The sequence below is a fragment of the Spiribacter vilamensis genome (assembly GCF_004217415.1).
In the GTDB taxonomy this organism is placed as follows: Bacteria; Pseudomonadota; Gammaproteobacteria; order Nitrococcales; family Nitrococcaceae; genus Spiribacter; species Spiribacter vilamensis.
Map to the genome: position 1 here is coordinate 1,547,291 of NZ_SHLI01000001.1, position 16,659 is coordinate 1,563,949.

14 protein-coding genes are annotated in these 16,659 nt (G+C 67.5%); 11 read left to right on the top strand and 3 right to left on the bottom strand.

Going from position 1 to position 16,659, the window contains the following annotated elements; all coding sequences use genetic code 11:
• Positions 1-3: 3 nt before the first annotated feature.
• From hemB to EV698_RS07780, 3 genes are read left to right on the top strand one after another with little or no spacing between them, the layout of a single operon-like run.
• Positions 4-1,020: a porphobilinogen synthase gene (hemB, locus tag EV698_RS07770; protein ID WP_130503519.1), complete on the top strand. Its 1,017-nt coding sequence runs from the start codon at positions 4-6 to the stop codon at positions 1,018-1,020.
• A gap of 23 nt (positions 1,021-1,043) precedes the next feature.
• Positions 1,044-1,862, top strand: a complete 819-nt coding sequence (aroE, locus tag EV698_RS07775) for a shikimate dehydrogenase (RefSeq protein ID WP_130503520.1) — start codon at positions 1,044-1,046, stop codon at positions 1,860-1,862.
• Between the two features lie 9 nt (positions 1,863-1,871).
• Positions 1,872-3,119 carry a cation:proton antiporter gene (locus tag EV698_RS07780; RefSeq protein WP_239016233.1) on the top strand — a complete coding sequence of 416 codons (1,248 nt, stop codon included), beginning with the start codon at positions 1,872-1,874 and terminating at the stop codon, positions 3,117-3,119.
• Here EV698_RS07780 and EV698_RS07785 read toward each other — a convergent pair.
• A complete protein-coding gene (locus EV698_RS07785) occupies positions 3,098-3,628 on the bottom strand; it encodes a gamma carbonic anhydrase family protein (RefSeq protein WP_130503521.1) in 531 nt (176 codons plus the stop codon). The genes EV698_RS07780 and EV698_RS07785 overlap by 22 nt on opposite strands.
• Before the next feature lie 19 nt (positions 3,629-3,647).
• Entirely contained in the window at positions 3,648-5,012 is a 1,365-nt protein-coding gene (gene gorA, locus EV698_RS07790; protein ID WP_130503522.1) for a glutathione-disulfide reductase, read from the bottom strand.
• Between the two features lie 181 nt (positions 5,013-5,193).
• Here gorA and prlC point away from each other — a divergent pair, with 181 nt between their 5' ends.
• Complete coding sequence (prlC, locus tag EV698_RS07795; protein WP_130503523.1) at positions 5,194-7,233, top strand: oligopeptidase A; 2,040 nt, start codon at positions 5,194-5,196, stop codon at positions 7,231-7,233.
• 11 nt (positions 7,234-7,244) lie between these two features.
• A complete protein-coding gene (gene selD, locus EV698_RS07800; protein ID WP_130503524.1) occupies positions 7,245-9,524 on the top strand; it encodes a selenide, water dikinase SelD in 2,280 nt (759 codons plus the stop codon).
• On the opposite strand, the gene senB is transcribed toward selD, so the two are convergent.
• The gene (senB, locus tag EV698_RS07805) at positions 9,514-10,479 is read right to left on the bottom strand and encodes a selenoneine biosynthesis selenosugar synthase SenB (protein WP_130503525.1); all 966 of its coding nucleotides are present in this window, start codon (positions 10,477-10,479) and stop codon (positions 9,514-9,516) included. The genes selD and senB overlap by 11 nt on opposite strands.
• A 26-nt stretch (positions 10,480-10,505) precedes the next feature.
• On the opposite strand from senB, the gene senA reads away from it, so the two are divergent.
• The 6 genes from senA to xth are packed head-to-tail and all read left to right on the top strand — an operon-like array spanning position 10,506 to position 16,618.
• The gene (gene senA, locus EV698_RS07810) at positions 10,506-11,825 is read left to right on the top strand and encodes a selenoneine synthase SenA (RefSeq protein ID WP_130503526.1); all 1,320 of its coding nucleotides are present in this window, start codon (positions 10,506-10,508) and stop codon (positions 11,823-11,825) included.
• 23 nt (positions 11,826-11,848) lie between these two features.
• Positions 11,849-12,703 (top strand): putative selenate ABC transporter substrate-binding protein, encoded by an 855-nt coding sequence (locus EV698_RS07815; RefSeq protein WP_130503527.1) that lies wholly within the window; start codon positions 11,849-11,851, stop codon positions 12,701-12,703.
• Positions 12,703-13,353, top strand: coding sequence for a phosphonate ABC transporter ATP-binding protein (locus tag EV698_RS07820; RefSeq protein ID WP_130503528.1), 651 nt, complete (start codon positions 12,703-12,705; stop codon positions 13,351-13,353). Before EV698_RS07815 ends, EV698_RS07820 begins: the two co-directional genes overlap by 1 nt.
• On the top strand, positions 13,340-14,860 hold the full coding sequence (locus EV698_RS07825; protein WP_130503529.1) for a PhnE/PtxC family ABC transporter permease: 1,521 nt from the start codon (positions 13,340-13,342) through the stop codon (positions 14,858-14,860). The genes EV698_RS07820 and EV698_RS07825 overlap by 14 nt, the downstream gene beginning before the upstream one ends.
• Positions 14,861-14,876: 16 nt before the next feature.
• Entirely contained in the window at positions 14,877-15,857 is a 981-nt protein-coding gene (egtD, locus tag EV698_RS07830; RefSeq protein ID WP_130503530.1) for an L-histidine N(alpha)-methyltransferase, read from the top strand.
• Positions 15,854-16,618 (top strand): exodeoxyribonuclease III, encoded by a 765-nt coding sequence (gene xth, locus EV698_RS07835; RefSeq protein WP_130503531.1) that lies wholly within the window; start codon positions 15,854-15,856, stop codon positions 16,616-16,618. Before egtD ends, xth begins: the two co-directional genes overlap by 4 nt.
• Positions 16,619-16,659 lie beyond the last annotated feature (41 nt).

A 16,659-nucleotide genomic window follows, 5' to 3' on the forward strand; every position in this document is an offset into this window, starting at 1 on the left:
ACGATGCGTCATGAACCGGACAGCCGCCCAGGCTATCCCGCCACCCGTCCACGTCGCCTGCGCCGGGACGACGCCACCCGGCGACTGGTGCGGGAAAACCGGCTGTCGGTGGACGATCTGATCCAGCCATTGTTCGTCATCGAGGGACATGACCGCAGCGAGCCCGTCCCCTCGATGCCCGGTGTCGAGCGGCTCACCATCGATCGACTCCAGACCGAGGCGGCGCATCTCGCGGCGCTGGGGATCCCCGCCATTGCCCTTTTTCCCGTCACACCCGCCGACGCCAAGAGCGCCGATGCGGCCGAGGCCTGGAACCCGGACGGACTCGCCCAGCGGGCTGTCCGCGCCGTCAAGGACCGGGTGCCCGATATCGCGGTCATCACCGATGTCGCCCTCGATCCGTTCACCATCCACGGACAGGACGGCCTCCTCGATGCCGATGGCTATGTCGCCAACGACATCACGCTCGACGCCCTGGCCAGCCAGGCGCTCTCGCATGCGGGGGCGGGCGCCGATATCGTCGCGCCTTCGGACATGATGGACGGCCGGGTCGGCGCTATCCGCCAGGCATTGGAGTCGAACGGCCATACCGAGACCCGCATCCTCGCCTACGCCGCCAAATATGCCTCGGCGTTCTACGGGCCGTTCCGCGACGCAGTAGGCTCCGCCGGCAACCTCGGCGGCGGTGACAAGCGCACCTACCAGATGGATCCCGGCAACGGCGGCGAAGCGCTCCACGAGGTCGAGCTGGATCTCTCGGAGGGCGCCGACATGGTGATGATCAAGCCCGGGATGCCCTATCTGGACGTCATCCGCCGCGTGCGCGAGCGCTTCGACGTGCCAACCTTCGCCTACCAGGTCAGCGGCGAATACGCCATGCTCAATGCCGCCTTCGACAACGGCTGGCTGAACCGCGAGGCCTGCGTCATGGAGGCACTGCTCGGTTTCAAACGGGCCGGTGCGAATGCCATCCTCACCTATTTCGCGCGGGACGTTGCCGGCTGGCTGGCCGAGCGCTGAGCCCCCGCTTACCGGAGGACACCATGGATTTCTATGCCGTTTTCGGTCATCCCGTCGGCCATTCACTCTCGCCCCGCATCCACGAGCTGTTTGCCCACGAGACGGCGCAACAGCTCGAGTACACGCGGCGCGAACCGCCCCTCGACGGATTCGCGGGCGCCATCGAGGCGTTCCGCGCCGAGGGCGCCCATGGCGCAAATGTCACCGTGCCGTTCAAGGAAGAGGCCTGGTCGCTGGCGGATCAGCGCAGTGATCGCGCCGAGCGGGCCGGCGCCGCGAATACCTTGATCTTCGGTGACGGCATCTATGCCGACAACACGGATGGCGAGGGGCTGATCAACGACCTGCGCAATAACCTGGGCGTGGGCCTCGCCGGCAAGCGGATCCTGATGATCGGTGCCGGCGGCGCCGCCGGTGGTGTACTCGGTCCACTGCTCGACGAGAATCCCGCCAGCCTCGTCGTCGCCAACCGCACCGCTGAGCGCGCCCATACGCTCGCCCGGGCCTTTGCCGATGTCGGCACCGTCGAGAGCTGTGGCCTCGACGACCTGGCGGGTGAGCGCTTCGAGGTGGTCATCAATGCCACGTCCAGCGGACTCGAGGGGGATGTCCCGACACTCCCGTCGAGTATCGTCGCCGACGGGGCGACGGCCTTCGACATGCTCTACGGCGCGGAACCCACGCCCTTCCTGCGCTGGGCGGAGGAAAACGGCGCATTCCGGACCCGCGACGGTCTCGGCATGCTGGTGGAACAGGCCGCCGCTGCGTTCGAACTGTGGCGCCGGATCCGGCCGAGTACGGCACCGGTGATCGAGGCACTGCGCAACGACACCCGACCCTGAGTCGCGCCAGTGGTCGAGGCGAGCGCGACACCGGATTCGGTGATGGTCATGCTGGTCGGCGGCGCGACGCTGCTGGCCATACTCGTGCGGCACGTCTTCGCTCGGCTCCGGCTTCCCGCTCTGGTCGGCTACATCCTGATCGGGCTGGGGCTGCGACTGGGCCACGACGTGATTCCCATTCTGGATCCGGCCGTGCGCGGTGCCTTCGATCTGCTCGCCGCGCTAGGGCTGGTCGCCCTGTTGTTCCGGGTAGGCCTCGGCAGCAATCCGCAACGCCTGCTCAGCAAACTGCCCGGCGCCAGCGTAATCTGGCTATTCAGCGTGATCGTCTCCGGTCTGGCCGGCTACTACGCGGCCCGCTGGGCAGGATTCGACCTCGTGCCGTCCCTGGTCGCGGGCGTGGCCCTGACCGCCACCAGCATCGGTGTCGCCCTGCCGCCCTGGCAGGCCGCAGGCGCCCTGGGTAGCGAACAGGGCTCCCTGGTGCTCGATGTCGCCGAACTCGATGACATCTCCGGTGTGGTTCTCATGGCGCTGCTGCTCGGCATCATCCCGACGTTGACCGCCGGCAGCGGCATCGCCTGGACCGGCGTACTGACGACAAGCGCCGGGCTGGTCATGAGCCTGGCGGCATTCACGGCCGGCTGCTACGCCTTTGCCCGCTGGCTGGAACCCCCGCTGACGCGAGCGCTCTTACAACACGAACGCGCGCCGGCCCGAATGATGATCGTGGTCGCAATGGGTAGCCTGATCGCGGCGCTCGCAGGGATGCTCGGCTTCTCGCTGGCGATCGGTGCCCTGTTCGCCGGCCTCATGTTCAGCAAGGCACCGCGGCGCATCCATCGAGACCGCGCCTATATCGTGCTCTACGATTTCCTCTCACCGTTTTTCTTCATCGGCATCGGCCTCAAGCTGGAACCGGCCGCCCTGACCGGCGCGCTCGGCGCCGGCGGCCTGCTGCTGGTCGCGGCCGTGCTCGGCAAGGTCATCGGCACCGCTCTGCCGGCCTGGCTGGTCGCGCCCCGCGGTAGCGTCCTGGTGATCGCCACGAGCATGGTGCCGCGAGCGGAAATCTCAATGGTGATCATCGATCAGGCCGGTCGCTACGGCACCGACGTCGTACCACCGACCCTGTATGGCGGCATGACCATGGTCGCGCTGGCCACCTGCGCCGTTACACCCGGCATCGTCGAGCGCCTGCTCGCGGTGGAAAGGGCCGATCCGGGCGGCCCCGATCAGCCGGCGTCGGGGCGGTGACGGCCCATCAGGCGGACGTAATGATCGGCTGAGTACGCGAGCCGCTCGCGCTCGTCGTCACTGAGCGCTCGAACCGCCCGCGCGGGGCTGCCGAGGTAGAGGTAGCCGCCATCGAGCTGCTTGCCCGGTGGCACCAGCGCCCCGGCGCCGAGGATCGCCTCGTCACCGACCACGGCGCCATCCAGCACCATCGCCCCCATACCCACCAGCACCCGGTTACCGATGGTGCAGGCATGGATGATCGCCCGATGGCCCACGGTCACCGCCTCGCCCACGATGGCCGGATAACCGGGCTGGTACGGCCCCTCGTGGGCGACATGCACAATCGCCCCATCCTGGATATTGCTTCGGGCCCCGATCTCGATGCGGTGCACGTCACCCCGCAGCACCGCCGTCGGCCAGACCGAGACGGAGTCGTGGAGAGTGACGTCACCGATCACCACGGCACTTTCATGGACCCAGGCCGAGGCCGCGATACCGGGATGGATGCCCTGGTAGGTCTCGATCATCGCGTTACTCCCCGTCGGCTCAGGTCATGGTGACCAGTTCTTCGGCGCTGGTCGGGTGAATGGCTACGGTCTCGTCGAGATCGTGCTTGCTGGCCCCCATCTTCACCGCCACGGCGAAGCCCTGCAGCATCTCGTCACTGCCGACACCGAACAGATGCACGCCCACGACGCGCTCTTCCTCGCCGACGCAGATCAGTTTCATGGTGCTGCGCTGCTTCGCCTCCGCGGGGGCCAGGGCGAAATCCATGGGCACGAAGCGGGTCTGGTAGACCCGAACGGCGTCACCATGGGCGGCACGCGCATCGGCCTCGGTCAGGCCCACGCTGCCGATGGGCGGATGCGTGAACACCACGGTGGGGACATCGCGATACTCGAGCCGCCGGTCGCTCTCTCCGCCCCAGACCCGATCTGCCAGTCGCCGCCCCGCCGCGATGGCCACCGGTGTCAGCGGATAGGGGTTCTCGGTCACATCGCCGAGGGCGAAGATATGCGGCTGGTTACTGGCCTGCCAGGCATCGACGGGAATCGTTCCGGATTCATTGATCTCCACGCCGGCGGCCTCGAGACCCAGCTCGTCGGTATTGGGCAGCCGCCCGACGGCCCAGATCACCTGGTCGAGCCCCTCCAGCGAGCGGCCGTCGGCACTGTGCAGGGTGTAGCCACCCCATGCCGCCTCGAGGCCGGCGGGCGTGAAGTGGTTGACGAGGGTCGGACCGTGGGCGTCGATGGCCTCGACGTAGGCATCCTGGATCGCCGTATCGAAGCCGCGCAGGGGCTTTTCGCGCCGGACCACCAGCTGCACGTCGCTACCCAGCTGGTGCAGGACGCCGGCCAGCTCGACGGCGATGTAACCGGCCCCCACCACCGCCACTTTCTCCGGGCGGTCGGCCATCTCGAAGAAGCCATCGGAATCGATACCCAGATCACCGCCGGGAATCCCCGGTCGGCCCGGGGTGCCGCCGGTCGCGATCACGAAGCGCTCGGCCCGGTAGTGCTGACCGTCCACCACCACGGTATGCGGGTCGATGAAATGCGCATGCCCGGTGATCAGATCAACGCCGGAGTTGCCGAGATTACGGTCGTAGATGCCGTTGAGGCGCTCGATGTAGGCATCCCGCGCGCCGACAAGCGCTCCCCAGTCGAGCGCCGGGGCGACGCCGCTGAAGCCGTAATCACCGGCACGCTCCATGACGTCGCGGGTATGGGCGGCCTGCCACATGACCTTCTTGGGGACGCAGCCCACGTTCACGCAGGTCCCGCCCAGGCGCGATGCCTCGATAACGGCGCAGCGTGCGCCATGCGCGGCGGCACGGCGGGCGGTGGCAATGCCGCCGCTGCCGCCACCGATACAGATCAGATCATAGGCGTGGTCGCTGTCGGTCATGGTCGACTCCTGCTGTGCATTTCATTAAGACCCCCATTTTCGCAGACCCGCGCGACGATGACATTCACGCCGATCAATCCATACCGAACTGATCGGCCCCGTCGGGCTCGAAACAGAGGTGCACGCGGGCTATCCTGCCGGGTCAGCCCCGATCAACAACCTGTCCGATCACTGGAGCATCATGACCAATCCGCTGCTGGAAACCGACGGCCTACCGCGTTTCTCGGAGATCCGTCCCGACCACATCAAGCCCGCCGTCGACCAGGTCATCGCCGACAACCGGGCGGCGATCGCCGAGCTGACCGAACATGCCGGACCGCACGACTGGGACAGCCTCGTCGCCCCTCTCGAGCGGCTCGAGGATCGGCTGGAGAAGGTCTGGTCGCCGGTCTCGCACCTCAACGCCGTGATGAACAGCGAGGCGCTACGCGAGGCGTACAATGCGTGCCTGCCGGCCCTGTCCGCCTACCAGACCGAGATGGGCCAGAACACCGCGCTCTACCAGGCGTTCCGGACGCTGCGCGACAGCGACGCCGGCGCACGGATGACGGCCGACCAGCGCCAGACCGTGGACAACGCGCTGCGCGATTTCGAACTCTCCGGCGTTGCCCTCGAAGACACGGCGAAGAGCCGCTATGCCGAGATATCGGCGCGGCTCGCCGAGCTGTCATCGCGATTCCAGGAAAACCTGCTGGATGCCAGCGATGCCTGGACCTGGGACACGGACGCGGCCGAAGACCTCGACGGCATTCCCGCATCGGCACTGGGCGTCATGAAGCAGAAAGCCGAGCAGGCCGGCGTCGAGGGCTGGCGGGTCAGCCTCGACATGCCCATTGTCCAGGCGGTGCTTGCCCACGCCAGCAACCGCGACCTGCGCTATCGCGTCTACGAGGCCTTCACCACGCGCGCCTCGGATACCGGTCCGCGGGCCGGTCAGTGGGACAACCACCCGGTGATGGCGGAGATCCTCGACCTGCGCCAGGAGCAGGCCGGGTTGCTGGGCTTCAGCGATTACGCCGAGCTCTCGCTGGCCCCCAAGATGGCCGACTCCGCGGACCAGGTGGTTGAGTTCCTCGAGGATCTGGCCCGGCGCGCCCACCCGGTGGCCGAGCAGGAATACGCGACGCTCGTGGCCTTTGCCCGCGAGCGTGACGGGCTGGAGACCCTGCAGGCCTGGGACGTCGGCTATTACAGCGAGCGCCTGCGGGAGGCACGGTTCGAGCTCTCGCCGGAGGATCTGCGCCCCTGGTTCCAGGCCGATCGGGTCATGGCCGGCCTGTTTGCGGTTGTCGAGCGACTGTTCGGCATCCGTATCGCCGAGCGCGATGATGTCGACACCTGGCACGACGACGTGCGCTTCTACGAGATCTTCGATGCCGACGGCATCCTGCGCGGCCAGTTCTACACCGATCTCTACGCGCGCTCGCACAAACGCGGCGGGGCCTGGATGGCGCCGGCCCGCGGTCGCATGCGCCACGGCGGCGAGGCGCAGACACCGGTGGCGTTCCTCACCTGCAACTTCACCCCGCCGGTCGGCGACCAGCCGGCACTGATCACCCATGGCGAGGTGGAGACCCTGTTCCACGAATTCGGTCACGGCCTCCATCACATGCTGACCCGGGTGGACGCGGCGAGCGTTGCCGGGATCAACGGCGTGGCCTGGGATGCCGTCGAGCTTCCGAGCCAGTTCCTCGAGAACTGGTGCTGGGAGCGGGAGGCGCTGGATCTGTTCGCGCGCCACCACGAGACCGGCGAGCCCATTCCCGAGGCGCTGTTCGAGCGCATGACCGCGGCTCGCAACTTCCAGGCGGCCATGCAGATGGTCCGCCAGCTGGAATTCTCGCTGTTCGACCTGCGCCTGCACGTCGAGCATGACCGCCACCGTGGCGAGCGGGTTTTCGAACTGCTCGGCGAGGTCCGCGACCAGGTCGCGGTCGTTCGGCCCCCGGCGTTCAACCGCTTCCCCAACAGCTTCGCGCATATCTTCGCCGGCGGTTACGCGGCCGGGTATTACAGCTACAAATGGGCCGAGGTGCTCTCCGCCGACGCGTTCGCGCGTTTCACCGAGGAAGGGATCTTCAACCCGGTCACCGGCCGATCGTTTCTCGAGAGCATCCTCGAGCGCGGCGGGTCCGAGGACGCGGCCACGCTGTTCAGCGACTTCCGCGGCCGCGAACCGAGCATCGAGCCCCTTCTGAAGGCCAGTGGCCTGGCCGCCTGAGCGAGAAAACAATGCAGGATTCCATACAACCCGTCCGCCGCGACATCGTCCTGATCGGTGGTGGCCACAGCCATGTCGGCGTGCTTCGACGCTTCGGCATGAAGCCGGCACCCGGCATCCGTCTGACGCTGATCTGCCGCGACACCCACACGCCCTACTCGGGCATGCTGCCGGGCTACGTGGCGGGGCATTACAGCTACGATGACGTCCACATCGATCTGCGCCGCCTGGCCGAGTTCGCCGGTGCCCGGTTCTTCGGCACCGAGGCCACGGGCGTGGACCGTGAAGGGCAGCGGGTCATCTGCAGCGACCGCCCCGCCGTCCCCTACGACCGTCTATCCATCAACATCGGCTCGACACCGCGGGTCTCCGATGCGGGTGGCGCGGCGGATCATGCGGTGGCGGTCAAGCCGATCCACCGCTTCAACGACCGCTGGCTCGCACTGCTCGAGCGGGTGCGGACGAACCCCGAACCCATGCATATCGCGTTGGTAGGCGGTGGCGCCGGCGGGGTCGAGCTGCTGCTCGCCATGCACCATCGACTGCGCAACGAGCTGCAGGCGCTGGGGCAGAACCCGGACCTGCTCACCTTCACGCTGTTCACGCGTGGCGGGACGGTGCTCCCCACCCATGCCCCCAACGTTCGCCGGCGCTTCACGCGGGTCCTCGCCGAACGCGGCATCGCCGTCCACTGCAATGCCGAGGTCACCGGTGTGGATGCCACCGGACTGAGCACCATCGATGGCCGGCATCACCCGGCCGACGAGGTGGTCTGGGTGACCCGGGCCGGCGGTGCCACGTGGCTGCAGGATACCGGCCTGGCGCTGGACGACAGCGGCTTCATCCAGGTCACCGACACCCTGCAGACCGTCACCGATCCGGCCATCTTCGCCGCCGGTGACGTCGCCAGCATGGTCAACCACCCGCGGGAGAAGGCGGGCGTCTTCGCCGTTCGCCAGGGACCACCGCTGGCCCGCAACCTGCGGCTGTCGCTGGAAGACCGCGAACCGATCCCCTATCGCCCGCAACGCCACTGGCTTGCCCTGATCAGTACCGGTGACCGGTACGCGGTGGCCTCCCGGGGCCCGTTCGGCGCCGAAGGCCGCGCGCTCTGGCGCTACAAGGACTGGATCGATCGCCGGTTCATGGCGCGCTTCAACGATCTGCCGGCGATGGAAGAGACGGGCCCGTCGGGGCCGCGCTCGCGCGTGCCGCTGGAGGGCGAGGAGGCCCGCCAGGCGATCTCGGCGGTCGCGATGCGCTGCGGCGGCTGCGGTGCCAAGGTCGGGGCCTCGACCCTGTCGCGTGCCCTGGGCGCCCTGCAGCCGATCGCCCGCGAGGACGTGCTGATCGGTCTCCATGCCCCGGATGATGCCGCCGTCGTGCGCGTTCCCCCGGGCAAGGCCATGGTGCATACCGTGGACTTCTTCCGGGCGTTCATCGACGACCCCTACGTCTTCGGCCAGGTGGCCGCCAATCACGCGCTGGGGGACATCTTCGCCATGGGCGCCGAGGCGCAGACCGCCACCGCGATCGCCACCGTTCCGCAGGGCCTCGAGTCCAAGGTCGAGGATACGGTCTATCAGCTGATGGCCGGTGCCCTCGACATCCTCAACGACGCGGGCTGCGCGCTCGTCGGCGGGCATACCGGCGAGGGGCGCGAGCTCGCCCTCGGATTCGCGATCAACGGACTCATCGATGACGACCCCGACCGGATCATGCGCAAGGGCGGCATGCAGGCGGGCGACGTGCTCGTCCTTACCAAGCCGATCGGCACGGGCACGCTGTTCGCCGCCCACGCCCGCCTCGGCACCCGCGGTCGGTGGATCGACGGGGCGTTGCAGTCCATGCGCCACTCCAACCGCCAGGCCGCCGAATGCCTCCACCGACGTGGCGCCACCGCCTGTACCGATCTGACCGGGTTCGGGCTGCTGGGCCACCTGGTGGAGATGACGCGACCCTCGGAAGTGGATGCCACCCTCGAGCTCTCCGCACTGCCGGTCCTCGAGGGCGCTGAGGAGACCGTGGCCGCCGGCATCCTCAGCTCACTGCAGCCCGCGAATGTCCGTCTGCGGCGGGCCATTCGCAATGCCGGGGCCGTCGTCGACCACCCACGCTATCCGCTGGTCTTCGACCCGCAGACGGCCGGCGGTCTGCTGGCAAGCATCCCCGCCGATCAGGCGGATGCCTGTGTCAGTGAGCTCAAGGCCCTCGGCTACGCCGATACGTCGATTATCGGGCATGTCGATGCACAGGGTGACGCCCTTGAGCCGATCCAGCTCAATCCGTGACGGTCTCGATCACCCGCACCAGGGCCGTGCGTTCCGCCTCGGGTGTAAAGCGCGGCGCGAGCGCCCGGCAGTGCGCCGCGAGCAGGGCGAGATAATCGGGCTCATGCTCGACACGACGCATCAATCGGCTCAGCGCGGCGGTATCCCTGGCCGTGTAGAGTCCGGGGTAGTCATCGCCGAGCAGTCCGGTATTGCCTGGAATGCGACTGGCGAGGATCGGCAGGCCGGCCACGCAGGCCTCGGAGACGACATTCGCGCCGCCCTCCATGACCGAGCTCATGACCAGGGCGCGACTGCGGGCGTAGAGCCGCCGGATCGCGCCCTGGCCCACCTCGCCATACCAGGCGTAGCGCGGGTTGGTCGCCATCTCGGCCGTCGCGGCCCGGGCCCAGTCCGACGTGTGTGCACGGCCGGCCTGGCGGATGCGGATGCGCGATTCGGCGGGCAGGTCGCGGGCGGCATACGCCGCACGCAGGCTATCTTTCTCGTCACGCAGGTGACCGACCACACACAGGTCGAAGTGACGGCTGACCGGGCCGCGGTAACTCGCCGGGAGGGGTGCCGCCGACTGGCGGACCGTGTGCAGGATGGCGTGAAAGCGAGCGGGGATGTCCCGGCCGACATGGTCGTGCAGCCCGATGAGCGCATGCGCCCGGTCGAGGCTGGCGCCGGTGATCGCCGGATCACTATGCTGGAAACGGTAGATATCGGTACCGGTCAGCACGACGATCAGCGGGCGTTCGGGATGGTGTTCGGCAAAGGCGGCGATGCTCGGCGCGCTGCGCCAGGCGTGGAGCGCCACCATGACGTCGACACCGCCGTCTCCGGCCTGCCACTGCTCGATGACGCGTACCCGGTGCCCGGCCGTTCGCAACAGCCGCGCCCAGCGCGTCGCGGTCGCCCGGTTACCCGCCCGGGACCGCGGGGCCGCCGGGGTCACCAGTCCGATTTTCATAAGGTCCTGCCGACAAGGAGAACCCGATGATCCAGACGCCACCCACTCATCCTGTCGCCTCCGAAACCCTGATCGCCCTACTGGATGACGCCCGGCAGCGCACCCTGGAACTCACCGGTGATCTGCCCGCCGAACGCCGACTCGGGCCGAAGCTTAGCATCGTCAACCCGCCGCAGTGGGAGATCGGTCACGTCGGTTTTTTCTACGACCACTTCTTCCTCCACCAGCATCACGGACTCCCCGACTACCAGATCGCCGATGCCGAGCGGCTGTACGACTCGATGGGCGTCGCCCACGACGACCGCTGGGACCTGGCACTGCCAACGCTGGACGACACCCTCGCCTACCTGCGCCAGGTCCGTGCGGAGATGGTCGATCGCCTGCCCGAGGGCATGGCCGACGCAGCCACCAGCTATGTCTGGCAGCTCGCGGTCTTTCACGAGGACATGCACGGCGAGGCGTTTACCTACACCCGCCAGACCCTGGCGGATCCTGCCCCCGTCATCGAGCCACCGTCGCACCTGCCCGCCGTCGACAACGGAGCGCTGGAGGGCGATGTCGCCATCCCCGGCGGGACGCATGTGCTCGGCGCCGATGAGAGCGTGCCGTTCCGTTTCGACAACGAGAAACAGGCCCACTCCGTGACGGTCGCGCCCTTTCGCATCGCCCGGGCGCCGGTCACCGAGTCGGCATTCGCCCGCTTTGTCGAGGCCGGCGGCTATCGGGATCCGGCATTCTGGTCCGATCAGGGCTGGCGCTGGCGCGAATCGGAAGGGCTCGAGGCGCCGGTCTACTGGCGGGCGTCCGCCGACGGCTGGGAGGTCCGGCGTTTCGACGAATGGCGACCGCTGCAGCCCCACGCCCCGGTCGCCCATGTCAGCTGGCATGAGGCCGAGGCCTATTGCCGCTGGGCCGGTCGCCGGCTGCCGACCGAGACGGAGTGGGAGGTCGCTGCCAGTCGCGCTCCCGGCGACGAGGGCCTTGCCCCTGGCAAGCGCCTCCATCCCTGGGGTGATGCCGCCGGTGACGGCCACCATGCCAACACCGACGGCTATCGCCTCGGCGGTGTCGATGTGGCGGCGCTCGCCAGCGGGGACAGCGCCTTCGGCTGCCGCCAGATGCTGGGCAATGTCTGGGAGTGGACGGCCTCGCCCTTCGGTCCCTATCCCGGCTTCAGCGCCGATCTGTATGCCGACTACTCCGAGCCGTGGTTCAAGGACGGCCGCTATGTCCTGCGCGGCGGCAGCTGGGCCACCCGGCGACGGCACCTCAACAACAACACCCGCAATTTCTTCCCCCCGGAGCGTCAAGACATCATTGCCGGCTTCCGGACCTGCGCACGCTGACCCCCTGATAAAAGGAATTTCCCATGCGACTCACAACAACGCTCGCCCTGCTCGCCCTGTTCGCGGCCATCCCGGTCCAGGCCCAGGTCTTCACGTTCACGGCCATCCCCGATCAGGATGAGAGCAAGCTCGAGGCGCGCTTCAATGCCGTCGGGGACTATCTCGAGAAAGAACTCGACGTCGATGTTCGCTACGTGCCGGTCAAATCCTATGCCGCCGCGGTCAGTGCCTTTCGCAACAACCAGGTCCAGCTTGCCTGGTTCGGCGGCCTCTCGGGCGTTCAGGCCCGGGCCCGTGTCCCGGGATCGCAGGCCCTCGCCCGCGGTGAGGAGGATCAGGGCTTCCAGTCCTATTTCATCGCCCACGAAAGCACCGGACTGACGCCGGCCGAGAACCTGGACGAGGCGCTGCGCGGCCGAACCTTCACGTTCGGCTCGAAGAGCTCGACCTCCGGGCGGCTGATGCCCGAATTCCATCTCCGTGATCGGTTCGGTGAGGCGCCGGACGAGATCTTCGAGCGGGTCGGCTACAGCGGCAACCACAGCCGCACCCTGCGCCTGGTGGAAAGCGGCAGTTACGAAGTCGGAGCACTGAACTACTCGGTCTGGGAGCGGGAGCTTGCCGCCGGCAACATCGACACCGACGCCGTCGAGGTGATCTGGGAGACGCCCGGTTATCTCAACTATCAGTGGAGCATCCGCGGCGACGTCAGCGAGCGATTCGGCGACGGCTTCGTGGACCAGGTCCGGGAGGCCCTGCTGGCCATGGATGATCCCGATCTACTCGAGCGCTTCCCGCGCAGTGGCTTTGTCCCGGTCTCCAACGAGGACTATGCGGGGCTGAGAGAGACAGCGCAGGCCATCGGTCTGATCGACTGATGGGCCAGCTCGCACTCCGCGGTGCCCGGGCCGACTACGGCGGGGCGCCGGTCCTCGGCCCGCTCGACCTCGACATTGCCGCCGGCGAGCGGGTAGCGCTCGTGGGGCGGAGTGGCGCGGGCAAATCCACGCTGCTTGCCCTCCTCCACGACCGCGAGCGATCGGATATCGCCCTGATGCCCCAGGATCTGGGGCTGGTGGATACCCTGAGCGTCTATCACAACGTCTACATGGGGCGCCTCGGACACCACTCGACCGCCTATAACCTGGCCAACCTGGTCCGCCCGTTCCGGCGCGAGGTGGCGGCGATAACCGCGATACTCGAGCGCCTCGACATGACCGCAACGCTCTGGGCTCGAACCGGTGAGCTCTCCGGCGGTCAGCGGCAACGCGTCGCCGTGGCCCGTGCGCTGTTCCAGTCCGGAAGCGTCCTGCTCGCCGACGAGCCGGTTTCCGCCCTGGACGGCCCGCGCACCGAGCGGGTCATGGAGGCGCTCACCGAGCAGTACCAGACGGCCGTGATCGCCATGCATGACCTGCCGCTCGCGCGTCGCTACGCCGATCGCCTGATCGGGATCCGTGACGGTCTGATCGCCCTGGACGGGCCCGCGGACGAGGTCGAAGACGAGGCGCTGGATGCACTCTACTGAGTTCGGCCCCGCCGGGGGCTCGGCACTGTCGTCACCCATCGTGCGCACGAGCCTGTGGCTGGTCGCCATCGCGCTTGTCTGCGTGGCCATGGCGGATTTCGAGATCCGATCGATCTCGCCCTGGGCCGAGCTCGGTCGGTTCGCCGGCGGGCTGGTGCAGCCGGATTTCAGTACGCTGGACACCGCGGCAACGGCACTGCTGCGCACGGTCACCTTCGCCTTCACCGGGGTGGGACTGGCGGCCGTCCTGGGCATGGGCCTCGCCCTGATCTTCCACAGTCGATTCGTTCGCGGCGCCTGTGCGTTTGTCCGGGGCATTCACGAGCTGTTCTGGGCACTGATCTTCCTGCAGTTCTTCGGCCTCCACCCGCTTACCGGTGTACTGGCGATCGCGCTGCCCTATGCAGCCGTTTTCGCCCGGGTCTACAGCGAGATCCTCGAGGAGGGGGACGAACGGCCGGCGCGCGCCCTCCCGGCGGGCAGCGGCCTGGTCTCGACCTTCTGGTACGCGCGGGTGCCGGATGTCTGGCCGCATCTGATGACGTACACGAGCTATCGGCTCGAGTGCGGCATGCGCTCGAGCGCCATCCTCGGTTTTGTCGGCATGCCGACCCTCGGCTTCTATCTCGAGAGCGCCTATGGCGAGGGGCTGTACGGCGAGGTGGGGATGCTTCTGCTCATCTTCCTCGGGCTGATCGCCAGTCTGCGCCTGTGGGTCCGGCCACGACTGGTGCCCTTTTATCTCCTGGCGGCGCCCTGGTTTCTCGGCAACGGACTACCCATTATCTGGGGCAATGCCGCGCGGTTTTTCACCGAAGACATCGTGCCGGCACCGCTGCGCAGCGGCGAGGGGCTCAGCGGGCTGGGACCGTGGCTGTGGGAGCTGCTCGTCAATCAGGCCCTGCCGGGGATCGGGGCGACACTGGTGCTGACCCAGATCGCGCTGGTGGCGACCGGCGTGCTCGCCCTCGCGAGCTTCCCGTTGATCTCGCGCCTTTTCGCCGGACGCTTCACACGCTGGGGCGGGCATGCACTGCTGATCATCGGCCGATCGACCCCGGAGTATCTGCTGGCCTATATCCTGCTCCAGCTCTGGGGACCGTCGATGCTACCGGCGGTGGCGGCGCTGGCGATCCACAACGGCGCGATCATCGGTCACCTGATCGGCCGTCAGAGCAATGAGATCAAACTCCGTCCGGACGCCGCCCGGGGCGTCGATCGCTATACCCACGAGGTAGTGCCAAGGCTGTACCGCCCGTTTCTCGCATTCCTGTTCTACCGCTGGGAGATCATCATGCGCGAGACGGCGATCCTCGGGATCCTCGGCATCACCACGCTCGGCTTCTATGTCGACAGCGCCATCCAGGAGCTGCGCTTTGATCGGGCCATGGTGCTGATTCTCGTCACGGCACTGCTCAACATCGCGGTGGACGCCGTGGCTCGACGGATCCGCCGGCACCTCCAGCTGCGCACGACACCAACTGCTTCCACGCCACCCACTCCCTGAAAGGCAGCCTCACCCCATGACCGACACACTGCAGAATGATGTCCTGGCCGCCCTGCGCGATCCGGGCCACCGCATCCCCTCGGCCTGGCTGTATGACGCGCATGGGTCGGAGCTCTTCGAGGCCATTACCCGGCTACCGAGCTATTACCCGACGCGCACGGAAATCGGCATCCTCGACGCCCATCTGCCCGAGATCGCGGCGGCGATCCCCGCCAACAGCCTGCTGGTGGAGCTGGGCAGCGGATCGAGCCGCAAGACCGTGCCGCTGATCGACGCACTCCACGAGCCGGCCGGTTACGTGCCGCTGGATATCTCCGCCGATTACCTCGCCGACGCCGCCGAATCACTGCGGGCCCGATTCCCCGGGCTGCCGGTTCATCCCCGGGTCGCCGACTTCACCGCCGACTTCGACCTGCCCGGGGAGCTGCCGGCGCACGCGTCGCGGCTCGGTTTTTTCCCCGGCTCCACCATCGGTAACCTCGATGCCGAAGATGCCCGCGGCCTGTTACAGCACTGCCACGGGCTGCTGGGACCGGATTCGATGTTCCTGATCGGCATCGACCTCGATAAATCCGCCGACATCCTGATCCCGGCCTATGACGATCCGGAAGGCGTGACGGCGGCGTTCAACCGCAACCTGCTGGTACGCATCAATCGTGAACTCAACGCCGATTTCGACCCGGAGGGCTTCCGGCACGAGGCGCGGTATTTCGAAACGCCACCCCGTATCGAGATGCACCTTGTCTGCGAGCGCACGACCACCGTCCACGTCGGGGGCGAGCGTTTCGAGCTGGCCGCCGGCGAGAGCCTGCACACCGAGACCTCGCATAAGTACAGCCTCGGCGCCTTCACCACACTCGCCGCCGAGGCCGGCTGGTCGGTCAACAATCACTGGACGGATCCGCAAGGGCGCTTCGCCGTCCTGCTGATGCAGGCGACCGGGAGCCGTTACAATCCCCCCGTCACCCCGAAACCCTACCGGAGCCACCGTCCGTGAAAATTGCCTCCTGGAACGTCAACTCCCTGAATGTCCGCCTGCCCCACGTGCTCGACTGGCTCGAATCGGCGCAGCCGGACGTGCTCGGACTGCAGGAAACAAAGCTCACCGACGAGAAGTTTCCAGCACAGGCCATTCGCGAGGCCGGCTACGAGGTGGTCTTCACCGGGCAGAAGACCTATAACGGCGTTGCCGTTCTGGCACGCTCGGCGATGAGCGATGTCATCATCGACCTGCCCGGGATCGAGGATCCGCAGCGCCGGGTGCTGGGCGTCACCGTCAATGGCGTGCGCTTCATCAACCTCTATGTCCCCAACGGCAAGACCGTTGACGATGACAAATACCACTACAAACTCGACTGGCTGGAGAGGCTTCACGCCTGGCTCGCCGCCGAGTGCCAACGCCACGAGCGGGTGGTCGTGGTGGGCGACTTCAACATCGCCCCGACTGATGCCGATGTCCACGATCCCGAGGCCTGGCGGGACCAGATCCTCTGCTCGGCGCCGGAGCGTGAGGCGCTGAAGCGGCTGCTGGATCTCGGCTTTACGGACAGTTTCCGCGCCTTCGAACAACCTGAAATGGCGTTCTCCTGGTGGGACTACCGGATGAACAATTTCAAGCGCAACCGCGGTCTGCGCATCGATCTGATTCTGACCAGTCCCGCGGTGACGGCCGGCCTGCAGTCGGCCAGCATCGAGCGCGATCCGCGCACCTGGGAGCGACCCTCCGATCACGCGCCGGTTGTCGCCCGCTTCGCATGAACGCAGGGCACATCGCAGTGTCTCGAAGCGGTACGATAACG